This is a genomic window from Pigmentiphaga aceris, assembly GCF_008119665.1.
GTDB lineage: Bacteria > Pseudomonadota > Gammaproteobacteria > Burkholderiales > Burkholderiaceae_B > Pigmentiphaga > Pigmentiphaga aceris.
Window position 1 is genome coordinate 5,151,145 of record NZ_CP043046.1, and the last position, 17,382, is coordinate 5,168,526.

Here is a 17,382-nt window from a genome sequence, read left to right on the forward strand (position 1 = left end):
GCGACCCAACTCATCAAACCAACTCATACGTCTGATCAGCCAAACGCCGCACGATGACACGGTCAGTAGTTGGAATGTGAGGAAGAGCCTCCCTGGTTGCTTCAAGGTGGCCCCACAACTCATCGTGACGAACGCACGTGAATTCATACGTAGGATCGCACGCGATATCAAAGTGAGGGCGGGGATCGTTTATGTAGAAAGAGATAGCGTAAAAGATCAGCGGATGCTTTGGGTTTACCGCGTTGTCCCAACACCGCCAAAAATCGGGATGCTTTGCTCGAAACCAGCGTTCTGCATGTGCGATGGCATTTTTCGAGTCATCCCACGCCAGTTGAGCTGGTGCCTGAGCAGCCTGAAGGTAAGGTCGTGGGTCCGACCCTTTGGGGTGCTGCACATAGATCAGCTGGGTTCCAAATTGGAATTCGCATTGGGATGTTGAGGCATCAACATCCCAATGACCGATCATGGGAGCAATCTGGAAATCGATGATCACGGATATTTTCGGGTCGACATAAACGGCCAGCTAGCGAAGATGACTCGCGTCGTGCTGGAACAAGTTCCAACAATCATATGCTCCTTGTTCATGCTGAACAGCCATCGATCAGTGAACAATAATTGCTCCCTTGAGAACACAAAACTATAATTAATGCTCTCAAGGGAGTGCTAATTTTGGAGCTGCCGACCCCGCTACCCGTGGAACGTGCGATCCGCAAGCTTGGGAGCGACATCTCTCTGGCTCGCAGGCGACGTCACATTTCTCAGGCCTCGCTTGCCGAGCGTATGGGCGCGTCGCTGTCCACCGTACGCCGGATGGAGAAAGGCGATATCAAGGTACCTATCCATTTCTTCGCCCGAGCTTTGCACGTATTCGGCGAGATTCGGGCACTTGAGCACCTGCTGGACACACCGAACGACGAGATCGGGCTGACACTGATGGACGAGCGTTTGCCCAAACGCGTGCGCGGCAAATCCGGTGGATCTTCTGGAGCAATGTGATGGCAGTCGCCACGCCTGTCCGACAACAAATTCAGGTGTCCATCGGCAAGGCTGGCTCGCCGCTCGGCGCCCTAGTATACGTACGGCAAGGCCAGCGCCAACACTGCGCCTTCGCCTACGACGAAACTTGGCTGTCCAACCCTGCAAGCTTCAACGTATCGGCTGACCTGCAACTGATGCCTGGTCATCAGCCACACAAAGCTGCGTCGCCTCATGACTCCGTATTTCATGGTGCGTTAGCCGATACCACGCCCGATGCCTGGGGCCGCCGCGTCATCGCCCGCGACCACGCCAAGCGCCGACGCACTGACCAGAAACCTCAGCCTCTGACCGAGTTGGACTATCTGCTCGCGGTCGATGACTTCAGCCGTATTGGTGCGTTACGCCTACGAGATCCTGAAGGCATATGGCACAGAACGGTGCCAGAAGGACACCGTTCTACCCCACCGTTGATTGAGCTTGCCCACATATATCAAGCCAGCCAGGCAGTCGAGCGCGGACAAGAAACTGCCGAGGACTTGCGGTATCTGCAAGGCAAAGGCACATCGCTGGGTGGCATGCGTCCCAAATGCACGATCGTGGACGAAGATGGCTGGCTTGCGATCGGCAAGTTTCCCAGCGTGAACGATACGCGCAGCGTCACGCGTGGCGAGGTGTTGGCGCTGAAGCTAGCGCAACTGGCGGGCATTGATGCGGCACCTGCGCGCATCGTCTCATTGGCGGATGTATCGGTAGCCGTCATCCGACGATTTGATCGGGATGGCAATGACGGTCGTATTCCCTATCAGTCAGCAGCATCGCTCTTGCAGGCGTCTCGCGAGGAGGACCGCAGCTACACGGAAATTGCAGATGCCATTCGCTCCCATGGCCACGCCCCAACACGGGATTTGCGACAACTCTGGCGTCGCCTGGTCTTCAACCTGTTGATTACCAATGTGGACGATCACCTGCAAAACCATGGGTTTCTGCATGTGGAACATGGATTGTGGCGACTTGCGCCTGCGTTCGACATCAATCCGTTCCCGGACAAGGAACGGGAGTCAAAAACGTGGCTGTCCGAGGAAGACGGGCCAATCACAGACGTGCACATGTTGCTGGCTCGGGCACCCTACTTTGGGCTGGATAAGCAGCAAGCGCTTATCACCCTGGCCGAGGTCCATGCGTCAGTAGCAAGCTGGCGAAGGATCGCTCGTGGTCCTGAGGTTGGACTGCGCGCAGAGGAACTGGATGACTTTGCGGCAGCATTCGAACATGAACAGATCGATATAGCTGCCATGCTGCTCAGATAAGGCGTCAGCCGAGAATCTGAGAGGAGATGGAGCGGGTGATGGGAATCGAACCCACGCTATCTGCTTGGGAAGCAGAAGTTCTACCATTGAACTACACCCGCATCGGCAGAATTCTAGCATCGCCACAGGCGCAAAAACACCGCGTTCTGGCCCTTGGATCAACCCCTGTCAGCCATCTGGCTCCGCATGGAATAAACTGGGAGACCGGCGGCTTCTGTCGCCAGGCTGCAATCGGCCAGCCTTACAGACCCGACCCCTCGAATCGATTCCATGAGCTCCGTGACTACAGATACTCCCCTCGCCTTCCGGCAGACGCCGTCTTCCAAGGCTCGAATCCTGGCCGAACGCGATGCGATTCTGGCCAATCCGGGCTTTGGCAAGCATTTCACCGACCACATGGTCTCGATTGACTGGACCGTGGAAGCCGGTTGGCACGACGCGCAGGTGACGCCGTATGGCCCCCTGCTGCTCGACCCGGCTGCGTCTGTCCTGCATTACGGCCAGGAAATTTTTGAAGGCATGAAGGCGTATCGCCATGCTGATGGCTCGATCTGGACCTTCCGTCCGGAAGCCAATGGCGCGCGTCTGCAGCGTTCGGCCAAGCGCCTGGCGCTGCCGGAATTGCCGATCGATCTGTTTGTGGAATCGGTTCGCCAATTGGTGAAGATTGATGCCAACTGGGTGCCGTCGGCTCCTGAGACCAGCTTGTATCTGCGTCCGTTCATGATCGCCAATGAAACCTTCCTGGGCGTGCGCTCTGCACAGAAGGCGGCTTATTACGTGATCGCCAGCCCGGCGGGTCCGTATTTCGCCAAGGGCGTGGCGCCGGTTGCCATCTGGGTGTCCAGCGACTACGCGCGTGCGGCCAAGGGCGGTACGGGGGCGGCTAAGTGTGGCGGCAATTACGCTGCATCGTTGCTGCCGCAGATGGAAGCATCGGAACATGGTTGCGCACAGGTGCTGTTCTGCGATCCGCAGGAAGGCAAGTATCTGGAAGAGCTGGGCGGCATGAATGTGTTCCTGGTGATGAAGGACGGTACGCTGGTGACGCCTGAACTGTCGGGCAGCATTCTGGAAGGCGTGACGCGTTCCAGCATTCTGCAATTGGCCCGCGACCGTGGCATGAAGGTTGAAGAACGCAAGGTGACGCTGGATGAATGGCGTCGTGGCTTCGAGACCGGTGACGTGGCCGAGGCGTTTGCCTGCGGCACCGCAGCGGTGGTGACGCCGATCGGCGCGTTGAAGGCCAAGGACTTCGAAGTGGGTGACATCTCGGCCCCGGCTGGCAAGGTGACCATGTCGCTGCGCCAGGAACTGACCGACATTCAGTATGGCCGTCTGCCGGATACGCACGGCTGGATGACCCGTCTGGTCTAAGCCGCTTGGCTTAAGTCAGACAAGCAGCGCAGGTCTGGGCGATCCCAGGACCTGCGCTGCGAAAGAGCGCCACAACACGCACCGCGACAGTTATCGCGGGCGTTGCCAGAACAGGTACCCTCACCCGCCGGGTTTTGTAGACAAGCGGGTGACGACTCGCCGCCTCCTGTGATTTCCATCGACCCAAACCGCCTGTCGGCATGGCTGTCCGGCTGGTTCGGGTCGTCTGAACAGGATTGTTTGCGTGCCGTCACGGCACGTCCGGCCAACTCGCTTAAAATCGCGCCCATGAAGATCATGCTGAATGGGGAATCACGCACGTTCGAGGGCCCCACCTCGGTGGCAGATTTGCTGATTGCGCTGGGCTACGCGGGTAAACGCGTCGCCGTCGAGCGCAACGGGCAGATCGTGCCGCGCAGTGCACACGAACATTCCCTGCTTGCCGACGACGATCAGATCGAGATCGTGGTGGCCGTCGGGGGAGGCTGACAATGACTTTGCCCACCCCTAATTCCCTGGACACGCCAGACGTGTCCGATTCCCAGACTGCGCAGCCCAGCGACGCACCGCTTTCCAACCATCCGTCGCATCCGATGGCTGGCTCGCACATTCGCAGCTTTATACATCGCCGCAGCCACATCACGCTGGGCCAGCAGGAAGCGCTGGACAAGCTGTTGAGCAAATGGGCCCTGCCCTACGAAAACCGTCTGATAGATCCGGCTGCCGTCTTCGGACGCGAAGCCCCGCTGGTGCTGGAAATCGGTTTCGGCATGGGCGAGACGACCGAGAAGATCGCCATTGCTCGCTCGGAAGAAAACTTCCTGGGCGTGGAGGTGTTCAACGCCGGTGTTGGCGCGATGCTGAAACGCATCGAGACGTCTTCGCTGCCGAACGTGCGCATCATTCAGCACGACGCGGTGGAAGTGGTGCGCGACATGATTGCGCCCAATTCGCTGGCCGGCGTGCATGTGTATTTCCCGGACCCGTGGCAGAAGAAGCGCCATCACAAGCGTCGTCTGATTCAGCCGGCGTTTGTGGCGCTGCTGGCGTCGCGTATTGCCCCGGGCGGCTATTTGCATTGCGCAACCGACTGGGAAGATTACGGCGTGCAGATGCTGGAAGTGCTCAGCGGTGAACCCAGCCTGGAGAACACGGCCGACGGTTACGCGCCGCGCCCGGAATGGCGTCCGCAGACCAAGTTCGAGACACGCGGCATGCGTCTTGGACATGGCGTGTGGGACTTGTTCTTCAAGCGTCGCGCTGTCTGAAGTTTGCTCAGAGGCGTCATGACAAAGCCGGTCTGAGCGGCTTTGCTCTGCACTCATGAAAATGCCCGCCTTGCCCGATATCGATCGGTGCAAGGCGGGCATTTTTACTTGCGTTGGCGGAACAAAAACCTAGGCAAGATTCAGGTTCAAAGCTCGCCCACGCAGCGCAAGATATCTTCGCCATAGGCTTCCAGCTTGCGCGCCCCCACGCCGGTGATGCCTTCCAGATCTTCCAGCGATTCAGGATGCACCAGGGCGATTTCGCGCAGGGTTGCATCGTGGAAAATCACATAGGCCGGCACGCCATGTTCCTTGGCGATGCTGGCGCGCCAGCTGCGCAAGGCGGCGAACACCGGTTCGGCCGCAGGCGGCAGTACGATGGCGGGTGCCTTGGTGCGGGTGCTGGTGCTCGATCCACGACCGCGTGCAGGTTTGGGTGGCTCGCGGCGCAGCATCAAGGTGTGCTCGCCTTTCAACACGGCCCGGCTGGCTTCCGTCAGCCCCAGGGTGCCGAAGGATTCGTGATCGACCGACAGCAGACCTTGCGCAATCAGCTGGCGCAAGACACTGCGCCATTCGTTGTCCGACAGGTCTGCACCGATGCCAAACACGCTGAGTTCATCGTGACGATTTTGTCCTATCTTCTCGGTTTTTTTTCCCCGCAGCAGGTCGATCAGGTGCGCAGTCCCAAAGCGCTGGCCGCGTTCCTTCCACATGCGGTAAACCGCAGACAAAGCCTTTTGCGCAGCGATGGTGCCGTCCCAGGCTTGCGGCGGTTCCAGGCAGGTGTCGCAGTTGCCGCAGGCCGTTGATACCTGACCGAAGTAGTTCAGCAAGCGGGTGCGTCGGCACGATACGGTTTCGCACAGGCCCAGCATGGCGTCGAGCATGGCGGCGCTGCGGCGCTTGTAGGCGTCGTCACCGGTGGACTCGTCGATCATGCGGCGTTGTTGCACCACGTCTTGCAGGCCGTAGGCCATCCAGGCCTGCGCGGGCAAACCGTCGCGACCGGCACGGCCGGTTTCCTGGTAATAGCCTTCGACTGACTTGGGCATGTCCAGGTGGGCGACAAAACGCACATCGGGTTTGTCGATGCCCATGCCGAACGCGATGGTGGCGACCATGACGACGCCGTCTTCGCGCAGAAAGCGCGCCTGGTTGGCGGCACGGCGCTGCGCGTCCATGCCCGCGTGGTAGGCCATCGCGTCGATGCCTTGCTGGCACAGGAATTCAGCCGTTTCTTCGACCTTGTTGCGCGACATGCAGTAGATGACGCCTGCGTCGCCCGCATGTTCGTTCTTCACGAAATCGAGCAGTTGCCGACGCGGATCGTTCTTTTCGACGATGCGGTAACGGATGTTCGGGCGGTCGAAGCTCGACACAAACACCTGCGCGTCATGAAGCCCCAAACGCTCGATGATTTCGATGCGGGTGGCCTCGGTGGCGGTTGCCGTCAGTGCAATGCGCGGTACATCTGGCCAGCGTTCGCCCAACAGCGACAGGCCCAGATATTCCGGGCGGAAGTCATGCCCCCACTGCGATACACAGTGCGCTTCATCAATCGCGAACAGGGAAATGTTGCCGCGCGCCAGCAAAGACAGGCAGCGATCGGTCAGCAACCGCTCGGGCGCGACGTACAGCATGTCGAGCTGGCCGGACACGAACGCGTGTTCGACTTCCCGAACGGTGGCCATGTCCTGCGTGGAATTCAGATACGCCGCGCGCACGCCAAGCTCGGTCAGGGCATCGACCTGATCCTGCATCAAGGCGATCAGCGGCGACACGACGACGCCGGTGCCGGCACGAACCAAAGCAGGAATCTGGAAGCACAACGACTTGCCGCCCCCGGTAGGCATCAACACCAGTGCATCACCGCCAGCAACCACCTGGTTGACGACATCGGCCTGGTGGCCCCGGAAATGGTCATAGCCGAAAACGCGCTGGAGCACGTCCTGCGCGGTCGGTTCGGAAGAGATAGGCATAGAGGAATTGTATGCCGCGTCGGTGCGGCCTCAATCGAGGGGGCGACAGGAATGTCCAAGCCGTCTGCAACCAGCCGAACAGCGGGCGTGACAAAGGACCGAATCGGCCCTGGCACCACACAGGTTCAGTCGTTGCGCGTCAGTCGTTGAGCGCGATACCGCGCTGGTTGAGCTTGTCGCGCAGCGCACTGCGCGCGCGCGACAGACGGCTGCGGATAGTGCCGATGGGCACCATCAACAATGCGGCCGCTTCTTCATAAGACAAGTCGTCGACGCCCACCATGAGCAGGATGTCGCGCATGTTCTCGGGAAGTTCGTTCAGCGAGTCGGACAAGGCTTGCATGGTCTGACGCTGTTCGATCTGCTCGCAAGGAGCCAGAATCGGCGCGGAGTGGTCGTCAAGCGCATCAGTGCCGACGAATTCGTAACGGCGTTCCGGTGCCCGTGACAAGTGATTGCGCACCAGATTGAGCGCAATGCCGTAGAGCCAGGTAGACAGCTGGGATTCGCCGCGAAACGCCTGATAAGAGCGGGCAGCTTCAACGAAGGCCTGCTGAGCCAGGTCGTCGGCTTCCGAGGTATTGCCGATGTGCTTGATGATGAAACGACGCAAGCGCGTGGAATGCTCTCGGACCAGATCACGCAGCAGGAATTCTTCGCTGGCGTTCCAAGCACCGCAGGCACCGGACTCTAGCGTCGGTGCCACGCCTTGCTCGGACGTTGCGTTGAGTTCCTGGGAATTTGCCATGTAGATGCTCTAACCGGACCGCGTATTTTTACAGATAAATGCTTCTCTTTGCACTATCTGTAACGATTTTCCCACGTCAGGGGAAAATAGCCGAAACGGCGCTGTATCAGGCCAAACGGCTATTCAGGATCTCGCTCAACCAAGACTGGGCGACGGACGGCGGTACGGGAGAGTTTCCAGACGTTGCAGCCTCATCGAAACGACGCTGCATGGCATCGTCGATGGTCTGGCGTTGGGCAGCGTCAAGTGAGCCGGATATACCAAGCGCGGACGCCGTGCGTTCGAACTCGGCACCGGAGGCTTTGGCCGAAAACGCGAGCTGGGTGACAAAGTCGACACCACCCAGAGCTTGGCCTGCTTCGCGCGCCATGTCGACGGCGAGCGTAACGGTTCGGGACGACAAGGGCTTGCCGGGCGCACTGACCAAGTCGAGTTCACGCGCGACGGCTGTGCCGACACCCGTGCCGAAGGTGCGCGCCAAGGTATCGACGAACATCGATGCGGTATCGACGTTCGGCGCGATCCACGCCACGCTGCGACCATTGGGCAAGCTGCCGGTGGCCATCACTTGCAAGCGTTCGCCGGCGATATCGGCGTAGACCTCGCGTCCACCTGCAGCCGCCTGGGTAAAGGCGTCAAGGGAAACGAATCCGGACGAAGAAGAGATTGGCGAGATAGTCATACGAGCAGTCTGGGCCGATGATTCAAAGCGTATATCGGTTAAGTAACCGCGGCCGGTTCATGGTTCCAAAGTATTTTATTGTTTAAGAAGATAAGTTGTCATGATTAAGACCCGTTTAACGGCAGGCGCTAATTTATCCGGGCCTTGATCAACCATATGAATGATGCGCGTCGGCAGTGCCTACTGGCCCTCGTAAATCTGCGCATCCCAACGCGCCGACGACGACGCACTGCTGCGCGTAGACGACGATGTGGATGCGCCGCGCGGTGAACGCGGCTCGATACGAATCACCTGACCGCGCGAGGTAGCATCTGGTGCCTGCACCGGTGCCAGCGGCTGCAAGGGCGGCGTGCCCGGCAAGACCGGCGCTGTCGGCAACACAGCCGGGGCCGCAGGCAGCACACGCACTTCCGAACGATTCAGTTGTTCGCGGTCCAGATACTGGCCCACCGTCGGCGCAACCGGGGCACCGGCGGGTGCCACTTCCGAGGTGACGCCCGCCACCACCGGTTCACCATTGATCGCGATCACGCGCGGCCGGATCATGAACAGGCGTTCGCGTCGCTGGATCGTCTTGGATTTCGACGAGAACAGCACACCGAAGCCGGGGATATCACCCAGCACCGGCACCTTGTCGACCTGCTCGGAATCCTGCGAGCTGTTGTAGCCGCCGATCAGCAAGGTCTGGTCGTTGCCGACCACAGCCAAGGTGCTGATGGTGCTGCGACGAACCGTGGGCAGACCGTCGATCTGACGTTCTTCCTGGATGCTGCCGTCTTCGATGTCGACGGTCAGTTCGACCTGACCGGCATTTTTGCCATCGATGAAGCGCGGCGTAACCCGCAGCGACGTGCCGACTGTCACCGGCGTGACCGTAGCCACCCGTTCACCCAGCGTCTGGATGTAGAACGTGTCCGACAGATCGATCAGTGCGCCCAGGTTGTCGGCCGTCAGGATAGACGGCTGCGACAGGATGTTGGCGCGACCGTCGGTCTGCAGCGCACGAATGCGCGCCGCCAACCGATTGCTCAGGCTCAGGCCGATGGTGCCGGGGGTAAGCGTGGTGGCCGCGCTGTCGATCGGCAGCACGCCGCCGCTGGTGCCCAGCGCCAGGTTGCCGTACCCCAGCACCGAGTTGCCCGAGCGGGCGCCCCAGGTTACGCCCAGTTCGCTGACCACTTCCGAGTTCACGTCAACGATCATCGCCTCGATCTCGATCAAGGTGCTCGGGCGGTCGAGCTGTTCGATCAGGGTGCGATAGATTGGTATGCGGTCCGGGATGTCCTGCACGATGATCGCGTTCAGGCGTGCATCGGCCTGGATGGTGGGTTCGCGCATGCGAACGGACCCACGCGTCGTGCCGGTTGCACGCGGTGCTGCTTCGCTGCCTGCGGCGGGCACGCCGCTGACTGGCGAGGTGCTGGCGACGCTGTTGGCTCCGCCGCCACCCGCCCCTGCGCCACCGCCGCCGACCAGGTCCGTGAACACGGGCGGACGCTCGCGCAACGGCGCGGCAATCGACGACAAGGTTTCGTTGTTGTTGCTGCCACTGCCGCTGATCAGATTGCGCAGCACGGTTGCCAGGCCGGGCGTGACGACCTGCGAATTGCGATAGGCGATGCTGCGGTCATTGACCGATGCATGCTTCAGGCGAAATACCGCCACTTGCTGGCCGCCACCGCCCGTGGGCATGGCGGCAATGGTGCGGTCGATCAGGTCCAGATAGGCAGGGGGACCGGACACCAGCGCCACGCCCTGCTCGGGCAATTCACCCCAGCCGAAACGCGGATCGAGCACACCGAGCTGTTCCAGCGCCTGACGCATGCTGGTGATCGAGCCACCCATGGCACTGACCGAGCGCGTGGCGGTTTCCGCCGCGCCGCTGACATACAAGGTGCCTGCGTACACGAACCAGTTGAAGCCGTAGACACCGCCCAGGCGGTTCATGAATTCGGTCGGGTTGGCCGCATTGAAGCGACCGTTGACCACGCCGGACACCGACGAACCCACCTGCAAGGACAGGCTGAAGCTGCCCGCCACTTCTTGCAGCACGGTGCGCAACGGGGCGTTGGTTGCGTAATAGCTGTAGGGTGCATCGGGCCAGGACGGTACGGCCTGCGCCGTACCCAGCAGGCCCAGGCTCAACAGCCCGGCCAGCATCATCCGCTTCACTGCATATTTCTTGGTCATCAAGATTTCCGCCGTACCGCACTCGTCCAGAACGACAGTGCATTGAGAAATTCCGCGAGGGCTTCATCGACCTCGATATCGTGGCTGTCGGGTCGCACGGACTGCTGCAACCACAGCCCTTCTTCCTTGGGGTCGATCGAGCAGGTCGACGCATATTTGCTGGCCATGCCGCCCGCCATGCGGCCGATGTGCAGCATGAAGTCGTCGCGCGCGATGCCGACAGGCGGCAGCGCACACAGCCGGGCCGTGATGGCAAGCCAACCGGCGTCGGCACGTTGCAGATGGACGCGCCAGCGATCGTCGACCACCAGCGTTGCGCGGCCGTCGGCGCGCAGGGTTTCCGGTGGCAGGCCATGTCGGGCGACATAGCCGTGGATCAGGGGATGCACGTTGGCATTCATGGGTTCGGGTCCTCGGCCGCGAGCTTGCGCACCAGGCGCAACACTTCGGCAACGGGTTCGATGAGTTCGCTGGGAATGTAGTGATCGATCTGCGCTTGCGACATGAGTGCACGCGCAAGCGGAATGTTCTGCATGACTGGAATGCCTTCCTCGCGCGCGGCTCGCACCATCTCAGAAGCCAGCGTGCCTTCCCCCTTGGCCAGCACCATGGGCAGCGGGGTCTTCTCTGCGTCGTACAAAATCGCAATGGCCAGGTGGGTGGGGTTGGTCACCACCACCGAGGCCTTGCGTGTCTTGGTGACCGCGCCGTGCATGACCATCTCCTGATGCAGATGTTTGCGCTGGTGCTTGATGTGCGGGTCGCCTTCGGATTCCTTGAATTCCTGCTTGATATCCTCTTTGCTCATCATCAGGCCCTTCTTGTATTGCATGCGTTGCCAGGCGAAATCGGCGAGCGACAAGATGGCATAGGCCACCGCAATATTGATGACCAGCGTGCGCATCATGCTGCCAATGGCAGCGCCCATGCCGGACAACCCCGAATGCGGCACCACCATCAGTTCGGGCAAGGCATCGCGCACCACCAGCGTGACCAGCACCGACAGGAACACAATCTTCAGGATCGATTTCAGGAACTCGACCAGGCTCTTCTTGGAAAACATGTTCTTCAGGTTGTCCATCACGTTCAGCTTCTTGCCCGAGGGCTTGAGCTTGTCGAACGCGAGCACGATGCCCACCTGAAGAAATTCCGATCCCATGCCGACCATCAGCACGATCAATACAAAGGGCAATACCAGCGCGATGGCTTCCCGCAGCACCGCGTCCAGCGCGGTTTTCAGTGCGGCGTTGAACTCCATCCCGACCAGGTCGGCGGGCACCAGAATGAGCTTGCCCAGCGATTCAACAATGCCACTGGCATTGCCCAGCATGTAGCCGAACAAGGCCAACACCAGCAGCGTCTGCGTGAAGTCCTTGCTGTGCGCGACGTCGCCCTTCTTGCGCGCGTCGCGCAGCTTTTTCTGACTTGGCTGTTCGGTTTTTTCGCCGCTCATGGCGACCGCCACTGCGCATCGAGCATGGGCACGATGCCGCGGATGTCACCGATCATCTCGCCCACGTATTCAAACAAGGTGCTCATGTAGAGCACCAGCACCAGCAAGGCCAATCCGCTCTTGATCGGCATGGCCAGGAAAAACACCTGCAACTGGGGCGCGAAGCGGCTCACCAGCGCCAGCCCGATTTCGGACAGGAACATGGCGATGATGGCAGGCGCACCGAGCAGCAGGACCATACGCATGAAGCGGCTCAATTGCTCCAGGAACACCGGTACGCTTTCCGCGCGCAGGGTCGGTGCCCAGGAAAACAGATCCCAGAGGCGGTAGCTGTCGTAGATCAAGGTCAGCATCAACGCAAACCCGCCGCCCACCAGGAAAAACACCATGAACGCCTGGTTGAACAGGATGCCCATGGGGGAAGAATCATTGCCGGTCGCCGGGTTGATGGTGGCTCCCAGACTGGCGCCCCGCTGGTTGTCGATCACGAACCCGACCGCCTCGAAGATCCAGAATGGAATAGCCACCAGAAAACCCAGCACCACGCCGATGAAGACCTCTTTGCAGATGATCAACACCAGTTCGATCGTGCTGACGCTCATCACGGCGTACTGCGGCTGCAGCATGGGCACCAGCACCAGGCCCATCGATGCAGCCACCGCATAACGCAACATGCCCGGCAGGATCTGCCGGTTGAAGATCGGCAGCATCACGAACATGGCGAGGATGCGCGGCTGCGTGAGCGCCAGCGTGCCGAGAAACTGCTTCAGCTCGACATAGGTAACGCCCGAGATCATTTGGTTCCGGCCACGGTCAGTGGATCTTGTAAAGCACGTCGAACACCGAGACCGTGAAGTTGTACAGCTCGCCAGACAGCCAGCGTGCGGTCAGCAAAATGGTGGCAAACACCGCAATCAGCTTGATCGCGAAGGACAGCGTCTGCTCCTGGATCTGCGTGAGCGCCTGGAACAGCGAAAACAGCACGCCCACGATGGACGCCACTGCAATCGGTGGCAGCGACAGCCAGAGCACCAGGTAAAGCGCCTGGGTCATGTAGGAAACGATGTCGACGGTACCCATGGCGCGCTCAGGAGTAAGACAGGACCAGGCCCTGAATCAGACGTGTCCAGCCATCGACCATCACGAACAGGAAGAGCTTCAGCGGCATGGAAATCGTGACCGGCGACACCATCATCATGCCCATGGCGAGCAGGATGTTGGAGACGATCAGGTCGATCACCACGAAGGGCAAATACAGCAGGAAGCCGATCTGGAACGCGGCCGTGAGTTCCGACAACACGAAGGCCGGAATCAGCACGATCAGGTCGTCGGCCTTCAGATTGCGCGAGCGTTCTTCGCCCCACAGACCGCGAGCGGTGCGCAGGAAGAATTCGCGCTGCTCGAAGCGGCTGTTCTTCATCATGAAGCCGCGAATCGGTTCGGCCCCAGTCGTGATGGCGTCGACAATATTGTCCAGGCGGGTATTGCCGGTGGTGCTGTTCGGGACGACAGGGGCGCGGGCCATGCCGGTGGCACCGCCGCCGGCGCTGGGCGCGGCAGGCGTGGACACGGCGGTGGCCGCACGCAGGTTGTCGTTGATCTGCATGACCACCGGTCCCATGACGTAGGCCGACAGAATCACCGCCAGTCCGTACAAGGCCATGTTCGGCGGTACTTGCTGCACGCCCAGCGCATTGCGCACCAGTGTCAGCACGATGGCGATCTTCAGGAAAGAGGTCGTCATCACCGCGGCGAGCGGCACCAGCGCCAACAGCGCCAGCACAAACGCCAGGCTGATGGGATCGAAATCGGTCATGCCTGCGCCTTGCCGATCGTGCGGATGGTGACGCCGATACGCCCGTCGATCTCGACGAGTTCACCCGTGCCGATCAGCGCACCATTGGCGCGAATGTGCACCGCCCCTTCAGCCAGCGGCCGGTCGAGGGCAAAGACCTCGCCGGGTTGCAGCTTGCGCAGGTCGGCAAGCGAAATGTGGCGGTCGCCCAGGTCGAATTCCAGACGAACGGGAATGGCGTCGAGATCCAGCGGCACCGATTCATCGGTCGAGGTGGATGAGGGAGTCTGGGTCATCAGCGCGGTCCAGCCTTTGGTTACGAGGTATGCAGAATCTTGTTGGCGCACGCGAATGCCCTGGCCGCCAGCAGTGGCCAGCCAGAGTTCCTGGTCGGGCGAAACGAAATAGTGGTCGAGCATCACCACGTCGCGCGGATGCAGCGAACGCAGGTCGGCGTTGGACAGGCGGGTTTCGCCAAGTTTCACGCGCACGGCAACGGGCAATGAATCGAGGTCGAGTTCATTGACGATGGGGTCGGCACGCTTGACCAGACCCGCCAGCAGCATCAGGCCCAGCGCATCGGTGGACAGCACGCCCACCAGGATTTCGCCGGTGGCTTCGCTGCGTGCGGTCAAGGTCCAGGTGTGCGCCTGCAGCGCGGCTTGCTTGCCGTGGAAGGCTTCCACGATGCGGGCCGGGCCAGCGGTGGACAACCCGCCCAAGGCAGCCGTGGCATCGTTCAACAAGGTTTCCAGCGCAGCGGCCTGGAACGCTGACGGCAGGTCGGACAGGTCCAGGCCCTCGAAACGCGAGGCCAGCCAGGCTTGCGCCGCGCGAGCGGGAAGCGCCAGCACAAAACGCGCGCCAGCCCATTCGAATACCGCTGTCTGATTGGCATTGGCCAATACAGCAGCAGTCACATCGGGAGCCAGGCCCAGATGCCAGGCCGCGGGCCGGCCGTCAGCCCCTTCGGACAACGGCACGACCAGACGCATGGCTGCTCCATGACGTGCGATCAGGGAACCGGCCTGTGCCTGATGGGCGGTATAGCGAGGAAGCGCGAGCGGAGCCGGGGGCGAGGTCATAGGCGGTACAAATAAAAAGTGGCGAAACGGGGAGCGCTACAGGTGGCGGGGTGATGCTGGCAAGGCCAGGCATCAGTCGTCACGGAGAGGCATCGGCACCGGCTTCAACCAGGCAGGGATCATCGGGGTCGTCGGTTTGCACCTGCACCAGCGTGGCGCGCGACAAGGACTGTGCAAGCTCCTTGGCAAGCGCCGGTGCGCAGGCGGCCAGACGTTCGCGCGAAGACTCGTCGGAACAGGTGAAGGCCGCTACCAGACGCCCTTCGTTTTCGAAAACGGCCACCGACACGCCGGGAAACACGTCGTCTTTCAGTTCGACCCGCACTTCGCGCCGGCCGTCCTGGTCATTGATCATCAATTGTTCGGCAGACTGCGACAGCACATCGGCCAAGCCCGACGGAACAGCAGCCTGACCCGATGCGTCGGTGCGTGCAGTGCCGAACAAAGCAAACGGAGCGGGCGGAGCGAGCAATGCTTCATTGGCCTTCGGCTTTGCGGCGGCAGATGCAGCGTCGTGCTCGGCTGACATGGCGTCTTCGAACGCCTTGCGGTCGGTATCCGACGGCGGGGTGTCCGACTTCAGCGATGTGCCCGCCTGCTCGAAAGTCTGCGGCGCAAAGCGCTGGGTAAATCCGTTGTCGAGGTCGATACGTCGATCAATGCTCATTCGAGGTCTACCTCCGCGTGATCTTCCCAGTCTTCACGATCACGGCGCACCGACGCCGCTTCTTCCATTTCCTGGTCTTCCTTGTACTCCTGCTCGCGCAACTGCTCGTCCAGATGGATCTGCGCCAGTTCGACGAACTTTTCGGTCATGCGCGTCGCCAGCCGATGCGATTCGCGCGCACCTGCCAGGGCCTTCAAGGTGAGTTCGACGTGTTCATCGGCGCGTTCCACATCTTGTTCACGCGCTTGTTCCGTGTGGCGCAGCGTGGCCACCCCCTGCATGACGTCTTCGATGTCACGCAGCTTGACCACGCGGCTGCACAGGTCGGCGTACATGCCGAGTTCACGTTCCACGGCTTCGATGCGGAAACGCTCCAGCGTTTCCTGCGCCGCCACACGGGCAAGTTCGGCCTGCTGATGACTGGTGCGTTCACGCGCGACGCGCAGCTCTGCCTGCCCCTCGCGGAAGCGCTTGATCGACAGCAGCTCCTTGAACATGCTCATCGTTTGCCTGCGAGTTCCTGCATGCGTTTGACGGCTTCCGGCAGCGTCGAATGTTCGTCGGTGCGCTGGCGCAGGAAGCTGCGAATGGCTTCGTGCTTGTCGATGGCTTCGTCAGTGGTGGCGTCACCGCCGCGCTTGTATTCCCCGATTTTCACCAGCAGCTCGACTTCCTGGTACTTGGCCATCAGTTCACGCAGGCGACCGGCAGCGGCCTTGTGTTCGGGCGAAATGACGGCGTTCTGCACCCGGCTGGCTGACGCCAGCACGTCGATGGCAGGATAGTGATTGGCCGCGCCGAGCTTGCGCGACAGCACGATGTGGCCGTCGAGAATCGATCGGGTTTCGTCGGCGATCGGCTCGCTCATGTCGTCGCCTTCCACCAGCACGGTGTAGAGCGCGGTGATCGAGCCGTGTTCGTTCATACCGGCGCGTTCCATCAGCTTGGGCAGCGTGGCGAACACCGACGGCGGATAACCGCGTCGAGTCGGTGGCTCACCAGCGGCCAAGCCGATTTCGCGTTGCGCCCGGGCGAAACGGGTAACCGAGTCCATCAGGAACAGCACCCGTTTGCCTTGGTCGCGGAAGTACTCGGCAATCGCCGTAGCGACATAGGCGGCCTTCGAGCGCTCCATCGAAGACTTGTCGCTGGTGGCGCAGACGATCACGCTTTTGCGACGGCCTTCCGGGCCGAGTTCGTGTTCCAGGAATTCGCGCACTTCACGACCGCGTTCGCCGATCAGGGCGACCACCGTCACGTCAACGTCTGCGCCCTTCACCAGCATGCCCATCAGCGTGGACTTGCCGCCGCCGGCCGCAGCGAAAATGCCCATCCGCTGGCCTTCGCCGCAGGTAAGCAAGCCGTCGAGGGCACGCACGCCCAATTCCAGCGGCTGGTTGATGATGCGGCGTTTGAGCGGATCGGGTGCGTCGGCAAACACCGGGTAGAACTTGTTGGCTTCGATAGGCCCAAGTTCGGCTTCATCCAGCGGACGACCCAGGCCGTCCAGCACACGGCCCAGCAGACCGTTGCCGACTGGCACCATGTGGGCACGGCCGGTGGGGATCACTTCCGTGGCGGACGAGATGCCGAACATGTCGCCGATGGGGGTGATCAGCGCGGCGTCTTTGACGAAGCCGACCACCTCGCCTTTCATCTCGAAGCTTTCGCCGGGATTGCGCAAGATGCAGAGTTCGCCCACCTTCACCGAGGGCACAACGGCCTTGATGATGGTGCCGATCACCTGCACCACACGGCCGCGAATACGCAGCGTGGGCGAGTCTTGCAGCGCCAGCTCCATCATCTCGGTGATGTAGCTGAACTGCCTGATACTGGGAGGGTGCTTGGTC

General features: G+C 61.1%; 19 protein-coding genes and 1 tRNA gene. 5 read left to right on the forward strand and 15 right to left on the reverse strand.

Annotation, left to right across the window (positions count from 1 at the left end; translation table 11 throughout):
* Positions 1–13: 13 nt before the first annotated feature.
* On the reverse strand, positions 14–493 hold the full coding sequence (locus FXN63_RS22210; protein ID WP_148817641.1) for a hypothetical protein: 480 nt from the start codon (positions 491–493) through the stop codon (positions 14–16).
* 176 nt (positions 494–669) lie between these two features.
* Here FXN63_RS22210 and FXN63_RS22215 point away from each other — a divergent pair, with 176 nt between their 5' ends.
* Together FXN63_RS22215 and FXN63_RS22220 are read left to right on the forward strand one after the other, a co-directional pair.
* Complete coding sequence (locus FXN63_RS22215; protein WP_425468631.1) at positions 670–996, forward strand: helix-turn-helix domain-containing protein; 327 nt, start codon at positions 670–672, stop codon at positions 994–996.
* Positions 996–2,285, forward strand: a complete 1,290-nt coding sequence (locus FXN63_RS22220; RefSeq protein WP_187394984.1) for a type II toxin-antitoxin system HipA family toxin — start codon at positions 996–998, stop codon at positions 2,283–2,285. Before FXN63_RS22215 ends, FXN63_RS22220 begins: the two co-directional genes overlap by 1 nt.
* A gap of 27 nt (positions 2,286–2,312) precedes the next feature.
* Here FXN63_RS22220 and FXN63_RS22225 read toward each other — a convergent pair.
* Positions 2,313–2,386, reverse strand: a tRNA-Gly gene (locus tag FXN63_RS22225).
* 169 nt (positions 2,387–2,555) lie between these two features.
* Between FXN63_RS22225 and FXN63_RS22230 the strand changes: the two genes are divergently transcribed.
* The 3 genes from FXN63_RS22230 to trmB all read left to right on the forward strand — a co-directional run bounded on the left by FXN63_RS22230 (position 2,556) and on the right by trmB (position 4,930).
* Positions 2,556–3,662 (forward strand): branched-chain amino acid aminotransferase, encoded by a 1,107-nt coding sequence (locus FXN63_RS22230; protein WP_148817645.1) that lies wholly within the window; start codon positions 2,556–2,558, stop codon positions 3,660–3,662.
* Between the two features lie 288 nt (positions 3,663–3,950).
* The gene (thiS, locus tag FXN63_RS22235) at positions 3,951–4,151 is read left to right on the forward strand and encodes a sulfur carrier protein ThiS (protein WP_148819699.1); all 201 of its coding nucleotides are present in this window, start codon (positions 3,951–3,953) and stop codon (positions 4,149–4,151) included.
* Positions 4,152–4,153: 2 nt separating this feature from the next.
* Positions 4,154–4,930, forward strand: coding sequence for a tRNA (guanosine(46)-N7)-methyltransferase TrmB (trmB, locus tag FXN63_RS22240; protein WP_148817647.1), 777 nt, complete (start codon positions 4,154–4,156; stop codon positions 4,928–4,930).
* Between the two features lie 146 nt (positions 4,931–5,076).
* Here trmB and recQ read toward each other — a convergent pair whose 3' ends face one another.
* From recQ to sctN, 13 genes are all read right to left on the reverse strand, one after another.
* A complete protein-coding gene (gene recQ, locus FXN63_RS22245) occupies positions 5,077–6,912 on the reverse strand; it encodes a DNA helicase RecQ (RefSeq protein WP_148817649.1) in 1,836 nt (611 codons plus the stop codon).
* Positions 6,913–7,051: 139 nt separating this feature from the next.
* The gene (locus tag FXN63_RS22250; RefSeq protein ID WP_148817651.1) at positions 7,052–7,660 is read right to left on the reverse strand and encodes an RNA polymerase sigma factor; all 609 of its coding nucleotides are present in this window, start codon (positions 7,658–7,660) and stop codon (positions 7,052–7,054) included.
* Positions 7,661–7,766: 106 nt separating this feature from the next.
* Positions 7,767–8,342, reverse strand: a complete 576-nt coding sequence (locus tag FXN63_RS22255; protein WP_148817653.1) for a BspR family type III secretion system anti-sigma factor — start codon at positions 8,340–8,342, stop codon at positions 7,767–7,769.
* Between the two features lie 180 nt (positions 8,343–8,522).
* Positions 8,523–10,532, reverse strand: a complete 2,010-nt coding sequence (sctC, locus tag FXN63_RS22260) for a type III secretion system outer membrane ring subunit SctC (protein WP_281290832.1) — start codon at positions 10,530–10,532, stop codon at positions 8,523–8,525.
* Entirely contained in the window at positions 10,532–10,933 is a 402-nt protein-coding gene (locus FXN63_RS22265; RefSeq protein ID WP_148817655.1) for a CesT family type III secretion system chaperone, read from the reverse strand. Before FXN63_RS22265 ends, sctC begins: the two co-directional genes overlap by 1 nt.
* On the reverse strand, positions 10,930–11,985 hold the full coding sequence (gene sctU / locus FXN63_RS22270; RefSeq protein WP_187394985.1) for a type III secretion system export apparatus subunit SctU: 1,056 nt from the start codon (positions 11,983–11,985) through the stop codon (positions 10,930–10,932). The genes FXN63_RS22265 and sctU overlap by 4 nt, the downstream gene beginning before the upstream one ends.
* Positions 11,982–12,782 (reverse strand): type III secretion system export apparatus subunit SctT, encoded by an 801-nt coding sequence (gene sctT / locus FXN63_RS22275; RefSeq protein ID WP_148817659.1) that lies wholly within the window; start codon positions 12,780–12,782, stop codon positions 11,982–11,984. Before sctT ends, sctU begins: the two co-directional genes overlap by 4 nt.
* Before the next feature lie 16 nt (positions 12,783–12,798).
* A complete protein-coding gene (gene sctS, locus FXN63_RS22280; RefSeq protein ID WP_148817661.1) occupies positions 12,799–13,065 on the reverse strand; it encodes a type III secretion system export apparatus subunit SctS in 267 nt (88 codons plus the stop codon).
* Between the two features lie 7 nt (positions 13,066–13,072).
* Complete coding sequence (locus FXN63_RS22285; RefSeq protein WP_148817663.1) at positions 13,073–13,801, reverse strand: EscR/YscR/HrcR family type III secretion system export apparatus protein; 729 nt, start codon at positions 13,799–13,801, stop codon at positions 13,073–13,075.
* Positions 13,798–14,865: a type III secretion system cytoplasmic ring protein SctQ gene (sctQ, locus tag FXN63_RS22290; RefSeq protein WP_148817665.1), complete on the reverse strand. Its 1,068-nt coding sequence runs from the start codon at positions 14,863–14,865 to the stop codon at positions 13,798–13,800. Before sctQ ends, FXN63_RS22285 begins: the two co-directional genes overlap by 4 nt.
* A 79-nt stretch (positions 14,866–14,944) precedes the next feature.
* A complete protein-coding gene (locus FXN63_RS22295) occupies positions 14,945–15,532 on the reverse strand; it encodes a hypothetical protein (protein ID WP_148817667.1) in 588 nt (195 codons plus the stop codon).
* Entirely contained in the window at positions 15,529–16,035 is a 507-nt protein-coding gene (gene sctO, locus FXN63_RS22300) for a type III secretion system stalk subunit SctO (protein ID WP_148817669.1), read from the reverse strand. Before sctO ends, FXN63_RS22295 begins: the two co-directional genes overlap by 4 nt.
* Positions 16,032–17,363, reverse strand: coding sequence for a type III secretion system ATPase SctN (sctN, locus tag FXN63_RS22305; RefSeq protein ID WP_148819703.1), 1,332 nt, complete (start codon positions 17,361–17,363; stop codon positions 16,032–16,034). The genes sctO and sctN overlap by 4 nt, the downstream gene beginning before the upstream one ends.
* Positions 17,364–17,382 lie beyond the last annotated feature (19 nt).

Bases quoted from the DNA above. Each gene is read 5' to 3' on its own strand.
- sctQ (WP_148817665.1), bottom strand. From the start codon at position 14,865: ATGACCTCGCCCCCGGCTCCGCTCGCGCTTCCTCGCTATACCGCCCAT.
- FXN63_RS22295 (WP_148817667.1), bottom strand. From the start codon at position 15,532: ATGAGCATTGATCGACGTATCGACCTCGACAACGGATTTACCCAGCGC.
- sctU (WP_187394985.1), bottom strand. From the start codon at position 11,985: ATGAGCGGCGAAAAAACCGAACAGCCAAGTCAGAAAAAGCTGCGCGAC.
- FXN63_RS22285 (WP_148817663.1), bottom strand. From the start codon at position 13,801: ATGACCGATTTCGATCCCATCAGCCTGGCGTTTGTGCTGGCGCTGTTG.
- FXN63_RS22220 (WP_187394984.1), top strand. From the start codon at position 996: ATGGCAGTCGCCACGCCTGTCCGACAACAAATTCAGGTGTCCATCGGC.
- FXN63_RS22255 (WP_148817653.1), bottom strand. From the start codon at position 8,342: ATGACTATCTCGCCAATCTCTTCTTCGTCCGGATTCGTTTCCCTTGAC.
- FXN63_RS22265 (WP_148817655.1), bottom strand. From the start codon at position 10,933: ATGAATGCCAACGTGCATCCCCTGATCCACGGCTATGTCGCCCGACAT.
- sctS (WP_148817661.1), bottom strand. From the start codon at position 13,065: ATGGGTACCGTCGACATCGTTTCCTACATGACCCAGGCGCTTTACCTG.
- FXN63_RS22250 (WP_148817651.1), bottom strand. From the start codon at position 7,660: ATGGCAAATTCCCAGGAACTCAACGCAACGTCCGAGCAAGGCGTGGCA.
- sctO (WP_148817669.1), bottom strand. From the start codon at position 16,035: ATGAGCATGTTCAAGGAGCTGCTGTCGATCAAGCGCTTCCGCGAGGGG.
- recQ (WP_148817649.1), bottom strand. From the start codon at position 6,912: ATGCCTATCTCTTCCGAACCGACCGCGCAGGACGTGCTCCAGCGCGTT.
- FXN63_RS22230 (WP_148817645.1), top strand. From the start codon at position 2,556: ATGAGCTCCGTGACTACAGATACTCCCCTCGCCTTCCGGCAGACGCCG.
- thiS (WP_148819699.1), top strand. From the start codon at position 3,951: ATGAAGATCATGCTGAATGGGGAATCACGCACGTTCGAGGGCCCCACC.
- sctT (WP_148817659.1), bottom strand. From the start codon at position 12,782: ATGATCTCGGGCGTTACCTATGTCGAGCTGAAGCAGTTTCTCGGCACG.
- trmB (WP_148817647.1), top strand. From the start codon at position 4,154: ATGACTTTGCCCACCCCTAATTCCCTGGACACGCCAGACGTGTCCGAT.
- sctC (WP_281290832.1), bottom strand. From the start codon at position 10,532: ATGACCAAGAAATATGCAGTGAAGCGGATGATGCTGGCCGGGCTGTTG.